Source organism: Kutzneria kofuensis (assembly GCF_014203355.1).
In the GTDB taxonomy this organism is placed as follows: domain Bacteria; phylum Actinomycetota; class Actinomycetes; order Mycobacteriales; family Pseudonocardiaceae; genus Kutzneria; species Kutzneria kofuensis.
Genome location: NZ_JACHIR010000001.1, coordinates 5,899,346 through 5,916,425 on the forward strand (window position 1 = coordinate 5,899,346; position 17,080 = coordinate 5,916,425).

Annotated in this window: 13 protein-coding genes; all 13 read left to right on the plus strand. The window is 72.0% G+C overall.

Features of this window, described 5'->3' with window-relative positions:
* Positions 1-2 precede the first annotated feature (2 nt).
* Positions 3-434 (plus strand): division/cell wall cluster transcriptional repressor MraZ, encoded by a 432-nt coding sequence (gene mraZ / locus BJ998_RS27335; protein ID WP_184866180.1) that lies wholly within the window; start codon positions 3-5, stop codon positions 432-434.
* Between the two features lie 212 nt (positions 435-646).
* Positions 647-1,609, plus strand: a complete 963-nt coding sequence (gene rsmH / locus BJ998_RS27340) for a 16S rRNA (cytosine(1402)-N(4))-methyltransferase RsmH (RefSeq protein WP_184868966.1) — start codon at positions 647-649, stop codon at positions 1,607-1,609.
* Entirely contained in the window at positions 1,606-2,232 is a 627-nt protein-coding gene (gene ftsL / locus BJ998_RS27345) for a cell division protein FtsL (RefSeq protein WP_184866182.1), read from the plus strand. Before rsmH ends, ftsL begins: the two co-directional genes overlap by 4 nt.
* Complete coding sequence (locus BJ998_RS27350; protein ID WP_184866184.1) at positions 2,233-4,182, plus strand: peptidoglycan D,D-transpeptidase FtsI family protein; 1,950 nt, start codon at positions 2,233-2,235, stop codon at positions 4,180-4,182.
* A gap of 279 nt (positions 4,183-4,461) precedes the next feature.
* A complete protein-coding gene (locus BJ998_RS27355; RefSeq protein ID WP_184866186.1) occupies positions 4,462-5,682 on the plus strand; it encodes an MFS transporter in 1,221 nt (406 codons plus the stop codon).
* A 116-nt stretch (positions 5,683-5,798) separates the two neighbouring features.
* The gene (locus tag BJ998_RS27360) at positions 5,799-7,163 is read left to right on the plus strand and encodes an FAD-binding oxidoreductase (RefSeq protein ID WP_246488663.1); all 1,365 of its coding nucleotides are present in this window, start codon (positions 5,799-5,801) and stop codon (positions 7,161-7,163) included.
* A gap of 360 nt (positions 7,164-7,523) precedes the next feature.
* Positions 7,524-9,047 (plus strand): UDP-N-acetylmuramoyl-L-alanyl-D-glutamate--2,6-diaminopimelate ligase, encoded by a 1,524-nt coding sequence (locus BJ998_RS27365; RefSeq protein ID WP_184866190.1) that lies wholly within the window; start codon positions 7,524-7,526, stop codon positions 9,045-9,047.
* Positions 9,044-10,495 carry a UDP-N-acetylmuramoyl-tripeptide--D-alanyl-D-alanine ligase gene (locus BJ998_RS27370; RefSeq protein ID WP_184866192.1) on the plus strand — a complete coding sequence of 484 codons (1,452 nt, stop codon included), beginning with the start codon at positions 9,044-9,046 and terminating at the stop codon, positions 10,493-10,495. Before BJ998_RS27365 ends, BJ998_RS27370 begins: the two co-directional genes overlap by 4 nt.
* The gene (gene mraY / locus BJ998_RS27375) at positions 10,492-11,583 is read left to right on the plus strand and encodes a phospho-N-acetylmuramoyl-pentapeptide-transferase (RefSeq protein ID WP_184866194.1); all 1,092 of its coding nucleotides are present in this window, start codon (positions 10,492-10,494) and stop codon (positions 11,581-11,583) included. The genes BJ998_RS27370 and mraY overlap by 4 nt, the downstream gene beginning before the upstream one ends.
* A complete protein-coding gene (gene murD, locus BJ998_RS27380; protein ID WP_184866196.1) occupies positions 11,580-12,965 on the plus strand; it encodes a UDP-N-acetylmuramoyl-L-alanine--D-glutamate ligase in 1,386 nt (461 codons plus the stop codon). The genes mraY and murD overlap by 4 nt, the downstream gene beginning before the upstream one ends.
* Positions 12,962-14,431: a putative lipid II flippase FtsW gene (gene ftsW / locus BJ998_RS27385; RefSeq protein WP_184866198.1), complete on the plus strand. Its 1,470-nt coding sequence runs from the start codon at positions 12,962-12,964 to the stop codon at positions 14,429-14,431. The genes murD and ftsW overlap by 4 nt, the downstream gene beginning before the upstream one ends.
* Before the next feature lie 14 nt (positions 14,432-14,445).
* On the plus strand, positions 14,446-15,528 hold the full coding sequence (gene murG / locus BJ998_RS27390; RefSeq protein WP_184868967.1) for an undecaprenyldiphospho-muramoylpentapeptide beta-N-acetylglucosaminyltransferase: 1,083 nt from the start codon (positions 14,446-14,448) through the stop codon (positions 15,526-15,528).
* Positions 15,525-16,883 (plus strand): UDP-N-acetylmuramate--L-alanine ligase, encoded by a 1,359-nt coding sequence (gene murC, locus BJ998_RS27395; protein ID WP_312890353.1) that lies wholly within the window; start codon positions 15,525-15,527, stop codon positions 16,881-16,883. The genes murG and murC overlap by 4 nt, the downstream gene beginning before the upstream one ends.
* Positions 16,884-17,080 lie beyond the last annotated feature (197 nt).

Here is a 17,080-nt window from a genome sequence, read left to right on the forward strand (position 1 = left end):
AGGTGTTCCTCGGTACGCACACCCCCAAGCTGGACGACAAGGGTCGGCTGACGCTGCCGGCGAAGTTTCGGGACGCGCTCGCAGGGGGTCTCATGGTCACCAAGGGCCAGGACCACTGCCTCTACGTGTTCCCACGCGCGGAGTTCGAGCAGATGGCCCGCAAGGTGGCGGAGGCTCCCCTGACCAATGAGGCGGTCCGGGCATACCAGCGCTACCTGTTCGCGGGCACCGACGAGCAGCGGCCGGACGGCCAGGGGCGCGTCACCATCGCCCCCGAGCTGCGCCGCTACGCCGGGCTGGCCAAGGACTGCGTGGTGATCGGCGCGATCACCCGCCTGGAGATCTGGGACGCGCAGGCCTGGCAGCGCTACCTGGACGAGCACGAGGACGACTACGCGCAGGCCCGGGAGGAGGTGCTTCCCGGACTGTTCTGAGATTGGGGTCATGACCGACCCGGGTGCCGTTTGGCCTCGGTCCGCTCGGCTATCGGCCCTGGCGCACCTTCCCCGGCGCCAGGTTCGACGGGCGGGCGGGGACCTGACTGCATCCGACGCCGGCACGGCGCCAGTGCCCATGAGAGGGCGTCCCACCGACGAGAGGGGAGTGAGCGGCAACCGCGTGTGGAAGGGGGTTGGCCGTGACCGACATGTCCGACCAGCCGAGGGCGAAGCACGTGCCCGTCCTGCTCGACCGCATCGTGGAGCTGTTCGCGCCCGCACTGTCCGGCAAGCCCGCCGTGATGGTGGACTGCACCCTGGGCCTGGGCGGCCACTCGCACGCGCTGCTGTCCGCGTACCCGGAACTCACCGTGATCGGGCTGGACCGCGATCCGGAGGCGCTTTCCCTGGCCGGGCGACGCCTGGCCGAGTTCGGCGACCGGGTCCGTTACGTCCATGCCGTGTACGACGAGTTGCCGACGGTGTTGGTTCAGCAGGGCGTGACCGAGCTCGACGGCGTGCTGTTCGATCTCGGCGTCTCCTCGCTGCAGCTGGACGTCGCCGAGCGCGGCTTCGCCTACTCCCAGGACGCCCCGCTGGACATGCGGATGGACCCGACCACCGGGCCGACCGCCGCCGACGTGCTCAACAGCTACCCGTTCGCGGAGCTGGCCCGGATCCTGCGCGAGTACGGCGAGGAGCGGTTCGCCGGCAAGATCGCCAAGGCGATCGTCGCCGAGCGGGCCAAGGAGCCGTTCACCACCAGCCCGCGGCTGGTGCAGCTGCTGCACGACGTCATCCCGGCGGCCAGCAAGCGCACCGGCGGACACCCGGCCAAGCGCACCTTCCAGGCGCTGCGCATCGAGGTCAACGGCGAGCTGGAGGTGCTGCGGCGGGCCATCCCGGCGGCGCTGTCGGCGCTGGCCGTCGGCGGCCGGATCGTCGTCGAGTCGTACCACTCGCTGGAGGACCGGCTGGTGAAGCGGGCGCTGACGGAGCTGTCCGTCTCCACCAGCCCGCTGGACCTGCCGGTGGAGCTGCCCGGGCACGGCCCGGAGCTGAAGCTCGTCACCCGCGGCGCGGAGATGGCGGGCGAGCAGGAGATCGCCGACAACCCACGGTCGGCGTCCGTGCGGCTGCGTGCCGCGGAGCGGATCCGGAGGGCGTCATGAGCGCACCCGCACGGGTGGGCGCCCCGACGCCCCGTACCCGCACGACGCGTCGCAGCGGCGAGCGCAAGATCGAGCGCGATCCGGCGCAGACCGGGACCAGGGCCACCCGCGGCCGCACCACCGCCGCGCAGCGCGCCTACGCCCGCAAGGCCAACCGCAAGCAGCGGTGGCTGCGGCTGTCGCCGTCCGGGCTGCCGAAGCTGGCGCCGCGCACGCCGTTCGTGCTGCTGGTGATGGCGCTGCTCGCGGCCGGCGTGCTGGCCACGCTGTTCCTGTCGATCTCGGCGGTGTCCGACTCGTACCGGCTCGAGGACGCCAAGCAGAAGACCACCGACCTGACCAGCCGGGTCGAGCAGCTCAAGGCCGACGTGGCCAAGGGCGAGTCGCCCGAGGTGCTCTACGACGAGGCCCGCAAGCTCGGCATGGTGCCGGCCCCGGACCCGGCCCGGATCAAGGTCAACCCGGACGGCTCGGTCAGCGTCACCGGCAGCGCTGTGCCCGCGACCACGACCACCACGCCGCCGCCCTCGTCGTCGGCGCCGCCGCCGTCGTCCGGGCAGCCGGCCAACTCCGGCACGACTTCCACCACCGGTCAGCCGCCAGCCTCAGGGGGAGGCCACTAGATGCCCGCCAACCGCACCGCCGGCGGACGTCCGGCCACCCGGCCCCGTCCCGTCGTCCGTGGCGGGCCCGCACCGCGTCCGGCGTCCGCGCGCAAGCCGCGCCGCGGCGCTCCCGCCGGCGTCGGCAACCACCCCAAGCGGATCGTGCTCAGCCGGCTGCTCATGGTCGCCGTGCTGGTGGTCGCCGCCGTGCGGCTGGTGCAGGTGCAGGGCGTGCAGGCCGACGAGCTGTCGGCGCTGGCCGAGCAGCAGCGGGCCACCCTGACCGTGCAGCAGGCGCTGCGCGGGCAGATCGTCGACCGCAACGGCACCCAGCTGGCGTTCAGCGTGGAGACCCGGTCGCTGTCGATCAACCCCAAGTGGGTCAAGGACGACTGGGCCAAGGAGCCCGACGTCTACAAGAACCTCAAGCTCGGCACCAGCTACGAGGACTACACCCAGCGGCTGGCCGAGTTCATCCACGCCCAGCTCGGCGACCAGGCCAAGACGGCCGACCTGCTGGCCAAGATCCGCGACGTCGGCACCACCTACCAGCTGCTGGTGCGCGACGCCGACCCGGTCAAGACCAAGCCGATCACCGAGAAGTACGCGTCCATCACCGCCTCCGCGCGGCAGCAGCGGGTCTATCCGGACGGCACCGTCGCGTCCAACGTCGTCGGCTACGCCAACTGGCGCGAGGACGCCAAGACCCCGCAGGGTCTGATCGGGCTGGAGAACTCCCTCGACGACACCCTCAAGGGCACCAACGGCACCACGCTCGTGGACACCGCCAACGGCAACAACGACCTGGTGCTGCCCGGCACCATCCGGGACAGCAAGCCGGCCGTGCCCGGCTCCAACGTGCAGCTCACGCTCGACGCCGACGTGCAGTACCAGGCCCAGAAGATGCTGGACGCCTACAAGACCGCCAGCGGGGCCGCCGACGGCAGCATGGTCGTGATGGACGCCAAGACCGGCGAGGTCTACGCGCTGGCCGTCACCGACAGCTTCAACCCCAACAACTACGGCGACTACAAGCTCGACCAGCTCGGCAACGCCGCCGTCAGCACGCCGTACGAGCCGGGGTCGGTGAACAAGGTCGTCACCGCCGCCGGGGCCATCGAGTACGGCATCGAGCAGCCCGACAGCGTGATCGACGTGGCCCCGTCGTTCAAGATGGCCGACCGCACCGTTACGGACGCGTGGGGGCATGGCGACGTGCAGATGACCTTCGCCGGCGTGATCGGCAAGTCGTCCAACATCGGCACCCTGGAGGTGGCGCAGAAGATCGGCGCCGACCGCTACGTCGACCTGCTCACGAAGTTCGGGCTCGGGCAGAAGACCGGCATCGGGCTGCCCGGCGAGAGCCCCGGCCTGGTGCCGCCCCGCAGCCAGTGGTCCGGTTCCACCTTCGCCAACCTGCCCATCGGCCAGGGCCTGTCGATGACCCTGCTGCAGATGGCCGGCATGTACCAGGCCATCGCCAACGACGGCCTGCGCGTGCCGCCCCGGATCATCAAGTCCGTCACCAAGCCGGACGGCACCGTCGTGCCCGAGGCCAAGCCCGACCCCGTGCGCGTCGTCAGCCCGCAGACCGCGAAGACCGTGCGGGACATGATGCGGGCCGTCATGCAGAAGGACCCCAAGGACTCCCTGCAGAACGGCACCGGCTACCCCGCGGCGATCCCCGGTTACCAGCTCTCCGGCAAGACCGGCACCGCCCAGCAGCCCGACCCCGCGCTCGGCGGCGGCTACAGCCAGACCAAGTACTGGATCACCTTCGCCGGCATCCTGCCCGCCGACAACCCGCGCCTGGTCGTCGGCATCATGCTGGACAAGCCCAAGTACGGCACCCAGCTCGGCTCCTCGGCGGCCCCGCTGTTCCACCAGATCGGCACCTACCTGGTCCAGCACTTCCAGATCCCGATGTCCCCCACGGCCTCCCCGGTCGTCACCCTTCAGCTGCCGTAGGCCCCTCTTTCGCCACATGCGCTTCCCACTTGCGCGCTAACGCCACATGGGAAGCGCATGTGGCGTCTCCGCGCATAGCCGCAGGCTTCGCCACGCGCGCTTCCCATGTGGCACCTGGGCGCAAGTGAGAAGCGCATGTGGCAAACCGTGCAACGGTCGTGCACCGCTACGACGTTCGTCGCAGCAGCGGCGGAACCCGGCTGGGCTCATCGGGTGACAGGCGTCGGCTCCTTGACGCCGCGTCAGGTAGAAGGGAATGCCGGACTCGGGGAGGTGCGGATGGTCTGCGAGCAGCAGGCGGCGCGGTATTCGGACGTCTTTGCCGTACGCGAGTTCCGTGCCGTGTTCGCAGCCCAGCTGCTGTCGGTGATCGGCGACCAGTTCGCCCGGGTGGCGCTGTCGGTCCTGGTGTTCGACCGCACGCAGTCCCCGGGGCTGACGGCCCTGGCGTACGCGCTGACGTACCTGCCGGACCTGTTCGCGGGGCCGCTGCTGGCGGGCATCGCGGACCGCTACCCACGCCGCACGGTGATGGTGGCGACGGACCTGGCCCGAGCGATTCTGGTGGCGCTGATGGCCTTGCCGGGGATGCCGTTGCCGCTGCTGTGCGGCCTCCTGGTGGGCGTGCACGCACTGGGAGCGCCGTTCAGCGCGGCGCGGGCGGCGACGCTGGCGTCGGTGCTCCGGGGGGACCGCTACGTGCTCGGCACGGGCGCGGCGGACATGGTGGACCAGTTCGCGCAGGTGCTGGGCTTCGTGGTCGGCGGCCTGGTGATCGTCGCCACCGGTCCGGACCGCGGCCTGCAGATCGACGCGGCGACGTTCCTGATCTCGGCGGTGATCGTACGGCTCGGCGTGCACGACCGCCCGGTGCCGGCGTTCCCGACCGTGCGCGACCCGGTGCAGCCGTGGTGGCCGTCGCTGGTGACGGGCGCGGTGACGGTGTGGACGACGCCGAAGCTGCGGGCCCTGGTGCTGCTCGCCTGCGTCGCCGGTTTCTACGTGACGATCGAGGCGTTGGCGGTCCCGTACGCGGTGGACGTGACGGGGTCGGAGGGCGGCGTCGGGCTGCTGCTCGCGGCCGGGCCGGCGGGCACGATCGTCGGCATGTGGGCGATCAGCCGGCTGCTGCCGGGTCGCCGCCTGCAACTGCTCGGCCCGCTCGCCGTGACGGCCTGCCTTCCGTTGGTGCTGAGCGCCTTGCGCCCTTCCGTACCGGTGATGGTTGCCCTTCTGGTCGTGTCCGGTATCGGCTCCGCCTACCACATGGTGGCCCGCTCCGCGTTCGTGCAGTCGGTGCCCGATCACGGCCGTGGCCAGGCATTCGGGCTCGCGGTGATGGCGCTGCGGACCGCGCAGGGCACCGGCCTGCTGCTCGCGGGCGTGTGCGCGGAGACGTTCGGCGCGCCGAACGTGTTGTCCGGTGCCGGCATCACCGGCACACTGGTCGCGGCGGCGGCGAGCCTGACCTGGTACCAGGCTCGCCGCCGCCGCAGATAGTCGTCACCAGTTGTTGGCATCGTCGAACACGATGGAATTCCCTTCTGCCGCTGGGAAATCGTCGCGGGTTGCTACGCGTGACGCCGCCGTGACGGTTCACTCGGATGATGTCCGGCATGCCGCCGATCATCGACACGCCGTGCCCGCAGCTGGTCCCCGGCGACCCGGGCTACGACGACGCGCGCCGGGTCTGGAACGGGGAGATCGACCGCAAGCCCGCGGTGATCGCCCAGGTCACCGGCCCCGCCGACGTGACCGCCTGCCTCGCCCACGCCCGTGCCCACGGCCTTGACGTCACGGTTCGCGGCGGCGGTCACAACCTCGGCGGCGCCGCCGTCGCCGACGGGGCCGTACTGATCGACCTGAGCGGCCTGCGGACCGTGCACGTCGACCCTGACACCAGGACCGCCCGTGTGGCCGGTGGCGCCACCAACGCCGACCTCGACGCCGCCACCCAGGCGCACGGGCTCGCCGTGCCCGCCGGGACGTACAGCGACACCGGCATCGGCGGCCTCACCCTCGGCGGCGGATTCGGTTGGCTCACGGCAAAACACGGCCTTGCGGTGGACAACCTGATCTCCGCCGAGGTCGTGCTCGCCGACGGCCGGGTGGTGCGGGCCTCCGCCGACTCGCACCCCGACCTGTTCTGGGCGCTGCGGGGCGGCGGCGGGAACTTCGGTGTCGTCACCGAGTTCGAGTTCCGGCTGCACCCCGTCGGCCCGCTCGTCGACGTCGGCTTGTTCTTCTGGGAGCTCGAACGCGGCGCCGAGGCGCTGCGTTTCGTCCGCGACCTCGTGCCGACCCTCGGCAACACCGGCCTGATGATCGTCGGCATGACTGCGCCGCCCGCTCCTTTCGTGCCCGAGGAGCATCACGGCAAGCTCGGCTACTCGCTGATCCTCGCCGGCTTCGACGGCACCGAAGCCCATGCCGCCCTGGCCCGGCGGGTCCGCGACACGCTGCCGCCGCTGTTCGAGCTGGTGACCCCGTTGCCGTACACCGAGTTGCAGAAGATGCTCGACGGCATCGGCTTCCGGGGCAACTACGCGTACGAGAAGTCGGTCTACGTCGAGGACTTCAGCGACGGGCTCATCGATGTCCTGGTCGCCAACCTTCCCGCCAAGGCTTCTCCCATGTCCGCCACCCCCATCGCCCTTCTCGGCGGCGCCTACACCGACACCCCCGACCACTCCACCGCCTTCGGGGGCATCCGTCGCACCGGCTTCGTCGTCGGCCTCACCGCCATCTGCCCCGTGCCCGAGCTCCTCCCCGCCGACCGGGCGTGGGTCCGGTCCCACTGGGAGCAGCTCCTCCCGTACGCCAGCAACACGGGCGGCTACGTGAACTTCATGTCCGACTACGAACAGGACCGCGTCAAGGTCACCTACGGCCCGCTGAAGTACGAGCGCCTGGCCCGGATCAAGGCCGCCTACGACCCCGACAACGTCTTCCACCACAACGGCAACATCAAGCCGCGGTAATTTGGCCCCGCCTTCGGCGGGCGGGCTCGGCCCCTTCGGGGCCCCTGCCTCGCCCTTGCCGGGCGAAGCAGGGGCGGGGCTCTTGGCGGCCGAGATGGGAATGGTTGAGCCGGGCCGAAATGCGATTTGCAGCCGGCAAGGCGTGATCCACTTCACGGCCGAGCAACCTTTTGCCGCCGGGACAACCGACCGCGAGGCCCCGCCGGTGCCTGGACTGTCGCCGGATTTCACCCGCCGCCCCAGAACGCAACCACCACCCAGGCCGATGCGGCGGGTTAAATCCGGCTAAGGAAGGCACCGGCCCCGAAGGGGCCGAGCCCCGCGCGGAACGCGCGGCAAAAGCACAGTAGCCTTCCGCGCGTGCCTGCCAACTCACTACCGGGCAAGGTCGCGACCGCCCCGCCACGCCCGACCAAGATCGAGCCGACCGCGCCCGAGCGGCTGGCCGCGTCCATCGGCGCGCGGCTGGAGCATGTCGACGCCGCGCGGCCCGTCACGGGCGTGACGCTGCGCGCTCAGCACGTGCAGAGAGGCGACCTGTTCGCGGCGCTGCCGGGATCGAGGGCCCACGGGGCGGACTTCGCCCACGAGGCTATCGAGGCGGGCGCGGTGGCGGTGCTGACGGACCCGGCAGGCGCGGAGCGGCAGTCCCTGAAGGACGTGCCGGTCCTCATCCACGACGACCCCCGAGCGGTGCTCGGCGCGGCGGCGGCGACGGTGTACGGCAACCCGTCGCAGCGGCTGAAGGTCCTGGGCGTCACGGGCACGTCGGGCAAGACGACAACGACGTACATGCTGGAGGCGGGTCTCGCGGCGGCGGGGCTGACCACGGGCCTGGTGGGCGGCGTGGAGATGCGCATCGCGGGGGAGCGCATCACGAGCGCGCTGACCACGCCGGAGGCACCGGACCTGCAGGCGCTGTTCGCGGTGATGCTGGAGCAGGGCGTCACGCACGTGCCGATGGAGGTCTCCAGCCACGCCCTGGCCCTGGGCCGCGTGGGCGGCACGCACTACGCGGCGGGCGCCTTCACCAACCTGTCCCAGGACCACCTGGACTTCCACCCGGACATGGAGGACTACTTCCGCACGAAGGCGAAGCTGTTCGACGGCCGCGCCGACCTGGAGATCGTCTGCACGGACACGCCGTGGGGCGAGCGGCTGGTGAAGCCGACCACGATCACGGTGTCCACGGCGCACGAGGCGACGTGGACGGCCAGCGACATCGTGGTGTCGAGGTCCGGCTCGCAGACGTTCTACGCGCACGGCCACGGCCGCAAGCTGCCGGTGGAGATCCTGCTCGCGGGCTCGTACAACGTGGCCAACGCGCTGACGGCGATCGCGGTGCTGGACGCGATCGGCGTGGACGAGAAGGCGATCGTGGCGGGCCTGGCCAAGGTGCAGGTGCCGGGCCGGATGGAGCGGGTCGATCTCGGCCAGGACTTCACGGCGGTGGTGGACTACTCGCACAAGCCCGCGGCGGTGGCGCTGGCGCTGGACGCGGTGCGCGCCCGAACCGACGGTCGCGTCATCGTGGTGCTGGGTTGCGGCGGCGACCGCGACGCGGCCAAGCGCCCGCTGATGGGCGAGGCGGCGGCGGTCCGCGCCGACCTGACGATCGTCACAGACGACAACCCCCGCAGCGAGAACGCGTCTGACATCAGGGCGCAGATGCTCGCGGGCGTGCCGGCCGACCGGCGGGACACGGTGGTGGAGATCGCCGACCGACGGGCGGCCATCCGGCACGCCGTGGCGCAGGCCCGCACCGGCGACGTCGTGGTCGTCGCCGGCAAGGGACACGAGACCGGCCAGGAGGTCGCAGGAGTGATCCACCCGTTCTCCGATCGGGACGAGCTGACGGCGGCGATCCGCGAGGTCGCCAAGTGATCGAACTGACCCTGCGCGAGATCGCCGACGCCGTCGGCGGCCGCCTGCACAAGGCTTCGGGTGACGAGAAGGTCACCGGCACCGTCGAGTTCGACACCCGCAAGGTCACGGCCAACGGCCTGTTCGTGGCGCTGCCCGGCGCGCGCGTCGACGGCCACGACTTCGCGGCACAGGCCGTCGAGCAGGGTGCGGCCGCCGTGCTGGCGGCCCGCGAGGTCGACGCCCCGGCGGTGATCGTGCCGCCGACGACCGACGCGCACGCCCGCTCGTACGTGCTCAGCGGCGACAAGGACGGCGCCGGCGCGGCCGTGCTGGCCGGTCTGGCCCGGCTGGCCCGCTACGTCGTGGACCGGCTGCCGGACCTGGCCGTCGTCGGCGTCACCGGCTCGTCCGGCAAGACCTCGACCAAGGACCTGATCGCGCAGGTGGTGGCCCCGATGGGCGCCACCGTCGCGCCGCCCGGCTCGTTCAACAACGAGCTCGGCCACCCGTGGACGGTGCTGCGCGCCGACCGGGACACCAGGCACCTGGTGCTGGAACTGTCCGCCCGCGGCCCGGGCCACATCGCGCACCTGTGCGAGGTGGCGCCGCCCCGCATCGGCGTCGTGCTCAACGTCGGGAGCGCTCACCTCGGCGAGTTCGGCTCCCGGGAGGGCATCGCCCAGACCAAGGGCGAGCTCGTCGAGGCCCTGCCCGAGGACGGCCTGGCGGTGCTCAACGCCGACGATCCGCTGGTCGCCGCCATGGCCAGCCGGACGAAGGCCCGGGTGGTCTTCGTCGGCGAGGACGAAAAGGCCCAGATCCGGGCCACCGACATCGTGCTGGACGAGCAGGCCCGCGCCACGTTCCACCTGGTCACGCCGCAAGGCGAGGCCGACGTGACGCTGGGCGTGCACGGCGCCCACCAGGTCGGCAACGCGCTGTCCGCGGTCGCGGTCGCCCTGGAGTTGGGGGCGACCGTCGAGCAGGTCGCGCAGTGGCTGGGCAACGCACAGCGGGTCTCCGAGCGTCGCATGGACGTGCGCACCCGGGCCGACGGCGTGACGGTCGTCAACGACGCCTACAACGCCAACCCCGAATCGGTCCGCGCGGCCCTCAAGAGCCTCGCGGCGATGGCCCGTGCGGGCGGCGGGCAGCGCCGCTCCTGGGCGGTGCTGGGCATGATGGGCGAGCTCGGCGACGAGCACGTGCGGGCGCACGACGAGATCGGTCGGCTGGCGGTGCGGCTGGACATCAGCCGGCTGGTCGTGATCGGCGAGGCGGCCCGGCCGATGCACCAGGGCGCGCATCTGGAAGGCTCGTGGGGAGAGGAGTCCGTGCTGGTGCCGGACGTCGACGCGGCCGTGGCGCTGCTGCGTGACGAACTGCAAGCCGGTGACGTCGTGCTGGTCAAGGCGTCCAAGTCCGAGGCCCTGTGGCGGGTCGCCGAGGAGCTGCTCAACACATGAAGAACATCCTGGTCGCGGCCGCCGTCGCGCTGGTCGTGTCCATCCTGCTCACGCCGTACCTGATCCGGGTGTTCTCCCGGCAGGGCTTCGGCCAGGAGATCCGGGAGGAGGGGCCGGAGAGCCACCAGAAGAAGCGCGGCACGCCCACCATGGGCGGCGTCGCCATCCTGGTCGCGATGTGGGCCGGCTACCTGGTCTCCCATCTGTACAGCTACATGGCCAAGGGCCCGACCCAGGCCGACGTGCCGGTCAGCGTCACCGGCCTGCTGATCCTGATGCTGACCTCGGCGCTGGGCCTGGTCGGCTTCCTGGACGACTTCATCAAGATCCGCAAGCAGCGCAACCTGGGCCTGAACAAGACGGCCAAGCTGGTCGGGCAGTTCGTGGCCACCATCGCGTTCGCGCTGCTGGCGGTCCAGTTCGCCAACCGGGACGGCATCACGCCCGCCTCGGTGAACCTGTCCTTCGTGCGCGACCTGCCGGTGATCTCCTTCGGCGTCATCGGCTTCGTGGTCTTCTGCTACGGCGTGGTCAGCGCCTGGTCCAACGCGGTCAACCTGACCGACGGCCTGGACGGCCTGGCCGGCGGCTCGTCGGCGATGGTGCTCGGCTCGTACGTGATCATCTCGTTCTGGCAGTTCCGCTGGAACTGCGCGACGGTGTCCTCGCTGGGCTGCTACATCGTGCGCGACCCGCTGGACGTGGCCCTGGTGGCGGCCTCGGCGATGGCCGGCTGCATCGGCTTCCTGTGGTGGAACGCGGCCCCGGCCAAGATCTTCATGGGTGACACCGGCTCGCTGGCGCTGGGCGGCCTGGTCGCCGGCCTGTCCATGGTCACCCGCACCGAGCTGCTGATGATCATCATCGGCGGCCTGTTCGTGGTCGAGGTGGTCTCGGTCGGCAGCCAGATCGCGGTGTTCCGCACGACCCGGCGGCGGCTGTTCCGGATGGCGCCGTTCCACCACCACTTCGAGCTGGCCGGCTGGGCCGAGACGACAGTGATCATCAGGTTCTGGCTGCTCGCCGGCATCTGCTGCATGTTCGGCCTCGGCCTGTTCTACAGCGACTGGCTGAGCCTGACCGGATGAGCGGCCCGGGGGTGTTCGCGTCGAAGCGGGTTCTGGTCGCGGGGGCCGGTGTCACCGGCCCCTCGGTGGTGCGCGCGCTGCTGCGCGAGGGCGCGTCCGTCACGGTCACCGACGCCGACGAGGGCCGGCTGGCCAAGCTGGCCGACAGTGTCGACGGACTTGGGGTGGCCGAGCCGGCCGTCGGCCTGACCGAGCCGCCGGCCGGCACGGACCTCGTGGTCACCGCGCCGGGGTGGAAGCCCACCGCGCCGCTGCTGGTCGCGGCGGCCGACGCCGGCATCGAGGTCATCGGTGACGTGGAGCTGGCCTGGCGACTGTGCCGGCGGATGGACGAGCCGTCGGCGTGGCTGGTCGTCACCGGCACGAACGGCAAGACCACCACCGTCGGCATGCTGGAGTCGATCCTCAAGGCCGCTGGCCTGGACGCGATCGCCTGCGGCAACATCGGCCTGCCGGTGCTGGAGGCCATCGAAGGCGGCCACCGGGTGCTGGCCGTGGAGCTGTCCAGCTTCCAGCTGCACTGGGCGCCGTCGGTGCGGCCGGTCGCCGGCGCGCTGCTCAACATCGCCGAGGACCACCTGGACTGGCACGGCTCCCTGGAGGCGTACGCGCAGGCCAAGGCCCGGGTCCTGACCGGCGACGTGGCCATCGGCGGCGTCGACGACCCGTACGTGGCGAAGCTGCTGGTCAACTCGCCGGCGGCGCGCAAGGTCGGCGTCACGCTGGAGGAGCCGCTGGCCGACCAGCTCGGCGTGCACGACGGCAAGCTGGTCGACCGCGCCTTCGGCGACGCTGATCTGGTCGACGTCGACGACGTCAGGCCGGGCGGCCCGCCGGGACTGACCGACGCCCTCGTGGCGGCGGCCGTGGCGCGGGCGTACGGCGTCACGGCGCAGGCGGTCGCGGATGGGTTGCGCGCCTACCGGCCGGCGGCGCACCGCGCCGCTGTCGTCGCGGAGCAGGGCGGCATCACGTACGTGAACGACTCCAAGGCGACCAACCCGCACGCGGCGGCGGCGTCCATCCGTGCCCACGACCGGGTGGTCTGGATCGCCGGCGGCCTGCTCAAGGGCGCCTCCGTGGACGACCTGGTGGCCGAGACCGCGCCGCGGCTGGCGGGCGTGGTGCTGATCGGGCAGGACCGCGACGTGATCGCCGCCGCGCTGGCGCGACACGCGCCCGATGTCCCGGTGAGCCAGGTGGCCACGGGAGACGATGACGCCATGACGAGGGCGGTTGACCTGGCGGGCGCAATGGCACATCCGGGTGATGTCGTGCTGTTGGCGCCGGCGGCGGCATCCATGGACATGTTCACCGACTACGGGCACCGGGGGCGGGCATTCGCCGAGGCGGTGCTGACCCGTCTCGGTCTGCCGACATGAGCCCCGGCACTACGAGCACAGGGGTGGAGCGCTCGGCCCGCTCGTCCCGCCGCACGGCGAAGGGAAGCCGGTTCACGGCGCTGCGGCAGGGCCTGACCGCGTGGCTGGGCCGGCCGCTGGCGTCGTTCCACCTGCTGCTGGCCGTGTTCGGCCTGCTCGCCGTGATCGGCCTGGTGATGGTGCTGTCCGCGTCGGCGGTGCAGGACGCGCAGAAGACCACGCTGTCCAGCTTCGGCAAGCCGATGCTGCTGGACGCGCTGGGCCTGATCGGGTTCTACCTCGGACTGCGCGTCCCGCTGCGCTGGCTGCGCCAGTTCAGCCCCACACTGCTGCTGATCGCCGCCGGGCTGCTGGCGCTCGTGCTGACGCCGCTCGGCTCCGGCGCCAACGGCCGTGAGCACTCCTGGTTCACGCTCGGCTCGCTGTCCTTCCAGCCGGTCGAGCTGGCCAAGGTCGCGCTGGCGCTGTGGGGCGCGCACGTGCTCGTGACCAAGCGGGCGCTGCTGACCCAGTACCGGCACCTGCTGGTGCCGCTGGTGCCGGTGTCCATGGTGCTGTTCGCGCTGATCATGCTGCAGCCCGACCTGGGCAGCACCGTCAGCCTGGGCATCGTGCTGCTGGCCCTGCTCTGGTACGTCGGCGCGCCGATGCGGCTGTTCGCGGTCGTGCTGGGCAGCGCCACCGCCGCGGTCATCGTGTCGTCCATCGGCAGCGGCTACCGCAACACCCGGCTCACCGTGTTCCTCAACCCGGACTCGGACCCGCTCGGCGCTGGCCAGCAGCCGCTGCAGGCGCTGTACGCGCTGGCCGACGGCGGCCTGTTCGGCCGCGGCCTCGGGCAGGGGGCGGCCAAGTTCAACTACCTGTCCAACGTCCAGAACGACTTCATCTTCGCCCTCATCGGCGAGGAGCTCGGCTTCATCGGCGCCATCGTGGTGCTGGGCCTTTTCGGCATGCTCGCCGTCGTCGGCCTGCGGATCGCCGCCCGCAACACCGACCCGTGGATCCGGCTGGTGGCCTCCGCGCTGACCGCGTGGATCGTCGGCCAGGCCGCCATCAACGTCGGGTACGTGATCGGGTTGCTTCCCGTCACGGGTATCACACTGCCGCTCATCTCGGCGGGCGGCACGTCAATCGTGATAACCATGATGGCGTTCGGGATCCTCGCCAACTGCGCCCGCAACGAGCCGGACGCGGTGGCGGCGCTGCGCTCCCTCGGCCCCGGTCGGGTCGGCGGGCTGCTGCGCCTGCCGGCGCCCGAACCGTACCGGCCGCCGGCCCGGCGCAAACCGGTGCGACCATCGACACCGCCGCGCGGCGCCGCGCGCACCGGTGGCAGCCGGGCCGCCGCGCCCTCGCCCGAGGAGCGGCGACGGGTGCACCGCTCTGCGCCGCCGACCGAGTACCGGCGGCGTAGCGCCTGGCGCTCCGGCCACGGACGTTCGACAGAAGGAGGACGGCGTTGACCGCCCCAGACCGGATGGGCCCCTGCGTTGTCGTCGCGGGCGGCGGGACCGCCGGACACATCGAGCCGGCGCTGGCGCTGGCGGACGCCGTGATGCGGGCCCGCCCCGACGCCCGCGTGGTCGCGCTGGGCACCGCGCGCGGCCTGGAGAGCAAGATCGTGCCGGCCCGCGGCTACCCGCTGGAGATGATCCCGCCGGTGCCGATGCCCCGGAAGCCCTCGCCCGACCTGCTCAAGCTGCCGCTGAAGGTGCGGGAGTCGATCAAGCAGACCAAGGCGGTGCTGGACCGGGTCGGCGCCGACGTGGTGGTCGGCTTCGGCGGCTACGTGTCGCTGCCGGCGTACCTGGCCGCCCGCGGCAAGGTGCCGATCGTCGTGCACGAGGCCAACGCGCGGGCCGGCCTGGCCAACAAGGTCGGCGCGAAGTTCGCCGAGCGGGTCGCCGCCGCGGTGCCCAACTCGGGGCTGCCGGACGCGCAGGTGATCGGCATCCCGCTGCGGCACTCGATCACGTCCATGGACCGCGCCGCGCTGCGCGCCCAGGCCCGCCAGTTCTTCGGGCTGCACCCGACCGCCCCGGTGCTGTTCGTGTCCGGCGGCTCGCAGGGCGCCCGGTCGCTGAACAACGCCGTGTCCAACGCGGCCGCCGCGTTCGCCCAGGCCGGCGTCGGCGTGCTGCACGCCCACGGCCCCAAGAACACGCTCGTGGTGCAGGACGTGCCAGGCGCGCCGCCGTACGTGGCGGTGCCGTACGTGGAACGCATGGACCTCGCCTACGCGGCGGCGGACCTGATGCTGTGCCGGTCCGGCGCGATGACCGTCGCCGAGGTGTCCGCAGTCGGGCTGCCGGCGGTGTTCGTGCCGCTGCCGCACGGCAACGGTGAGCAGGCGCTGAACGCGCTGCCGATCGTGGAGGCCGGTGGCGGCCTGCTGATCCCGGACGAGGAGCTCACGCCGGAGCGGGTCGTGGAGGACGTGCTGCCGCTGGTCGGCGACCGCACACGGCTGGCCGTGATGAGCAACGCCGCCCGGTCCGGTGGCCACCGCGTGGCCGCCGACGTGCTGGCGCAGATAGTGCTGTCGGTGGTGAACAAGTGAAGGCGCCCATCCACTTCGTCGGCATCGGCGGCGCCGGCATGAGCGGCATCGCCCGCATCCTGCTGGCCCGTGGCGTCGAGGTGTCCGGTTCGGACGCCAAGGACTCGCGCACCGTGCTCGCGCTGCGGGCGCAGGGGGCGCGCATCGAGCTGGGGCACGCGGCGTCGCATCTCGGCAACGCGCAGACGCTCGTCGTGTCGAGCGCCATCAAGCCGGACAACCCGGAGCTGGTCGAGGCCAAGGCGCGCGGCATCACCGTGCTGCACCGGTCGCAGGCGCTGGCGTCCCTGATGGTCGGGCGGCGCGCGGCGTGCATCGCCGGCACCCACGGCAAGACGTCCACGACCTCGATGCTCACGGTGGCGTTGCAGCACTGCGGGCTGGACCCGTCGTTCGCCATCGGCGGCGACCTCAACGAGTCCGGTGCGAACGCCCACCACGGCTCCGGAGACGTGTTCGTGGCCGAGGCCGACGAGAGCGACGGCTCGTTCCTCGTGTTCGAGCCGGCCGTCGCGGTCGTCACCAACGTCGAGGCCGACCACCTGGACCACCACGGCACCGTCGAGGCGTATGTCGGCGTGTTCGACTCGTTCGTGCAGCGCATCGAGCCCGACGGCGTGCTGATCGCGTGCGTCGACGACCCCGGCTCCGCCGCGTTGGCCGACCGTGCCGAGAAGCTCGGCGTGCGGGTCCGGCGATACGGCGCCGATGGCCCGGACGCGCGGATCCTTTCGTACACGCCGGTCGAGACCGGCGGCCTGGCCGTCGTGGAGATCGACGGGCAGCGGGTCGAGGTGCGGACCGCCGTGCCCGGCTCGCACATGGCCGCCAACGCCATCGGCGCCCTGCTGGCCGGTCTGGAACTGGGCGCACCCCTCGACGGGCTGCTCGCCGGGCTCGCCGCGTTCGGCGGTGTGCGGCGGCGGTTCGAGTTCAAGGGCGTCAGCGGCGGGGTTCGGCTGTACGACGACTACGCCCACCACCCCACCGAGGTCGCCGCCGCTTTGACGGCGGCCCGGCCCGTGGCCGGCGACGGTCGGCTACTGGTGATCTTCCAGCCGCATCTGTACTCGCGGACGCGGGAGTTCTCCGTGCAGTTCGGGGAGGCCCTCGGGTTGGCGGATGAGGTTGTGGTGCTTGACGTCTACGGCGCCCGTGAGGACCCGATGCCCGGCGTCACCGGTGCCGTGGTCGCCGACGCCGTGACGCTGCCCGAGGGGGCCGTGCACTACGAGCCGTCGTTCGACCGGGTGCCGGGGTTGGTCGCCGGTCTCGTCAAGCCCGGCGATCTCGTGCTGACCATGGGGGCCGGCGACGTGACCATGCTCGGTCCCGAGATCATCGCGGCGCTATGACCGAGGAGGACCCGGCTCGCCGGCGACCCGCGTCCGACCGGACCGCCTCGGAGCATTCCGGTTCGGACCGGGCTGCGTCGGAGGCGGCCGGTTCGGACCGGGCGTCGGAGGGTGCCGGTTCGGACCGGGCGGTCTCCGGACGGTCGGGTTCGGACCGGGCTGGTTCGGAGGGAGCCGGCCCCGAGCGGGCTGCCTCC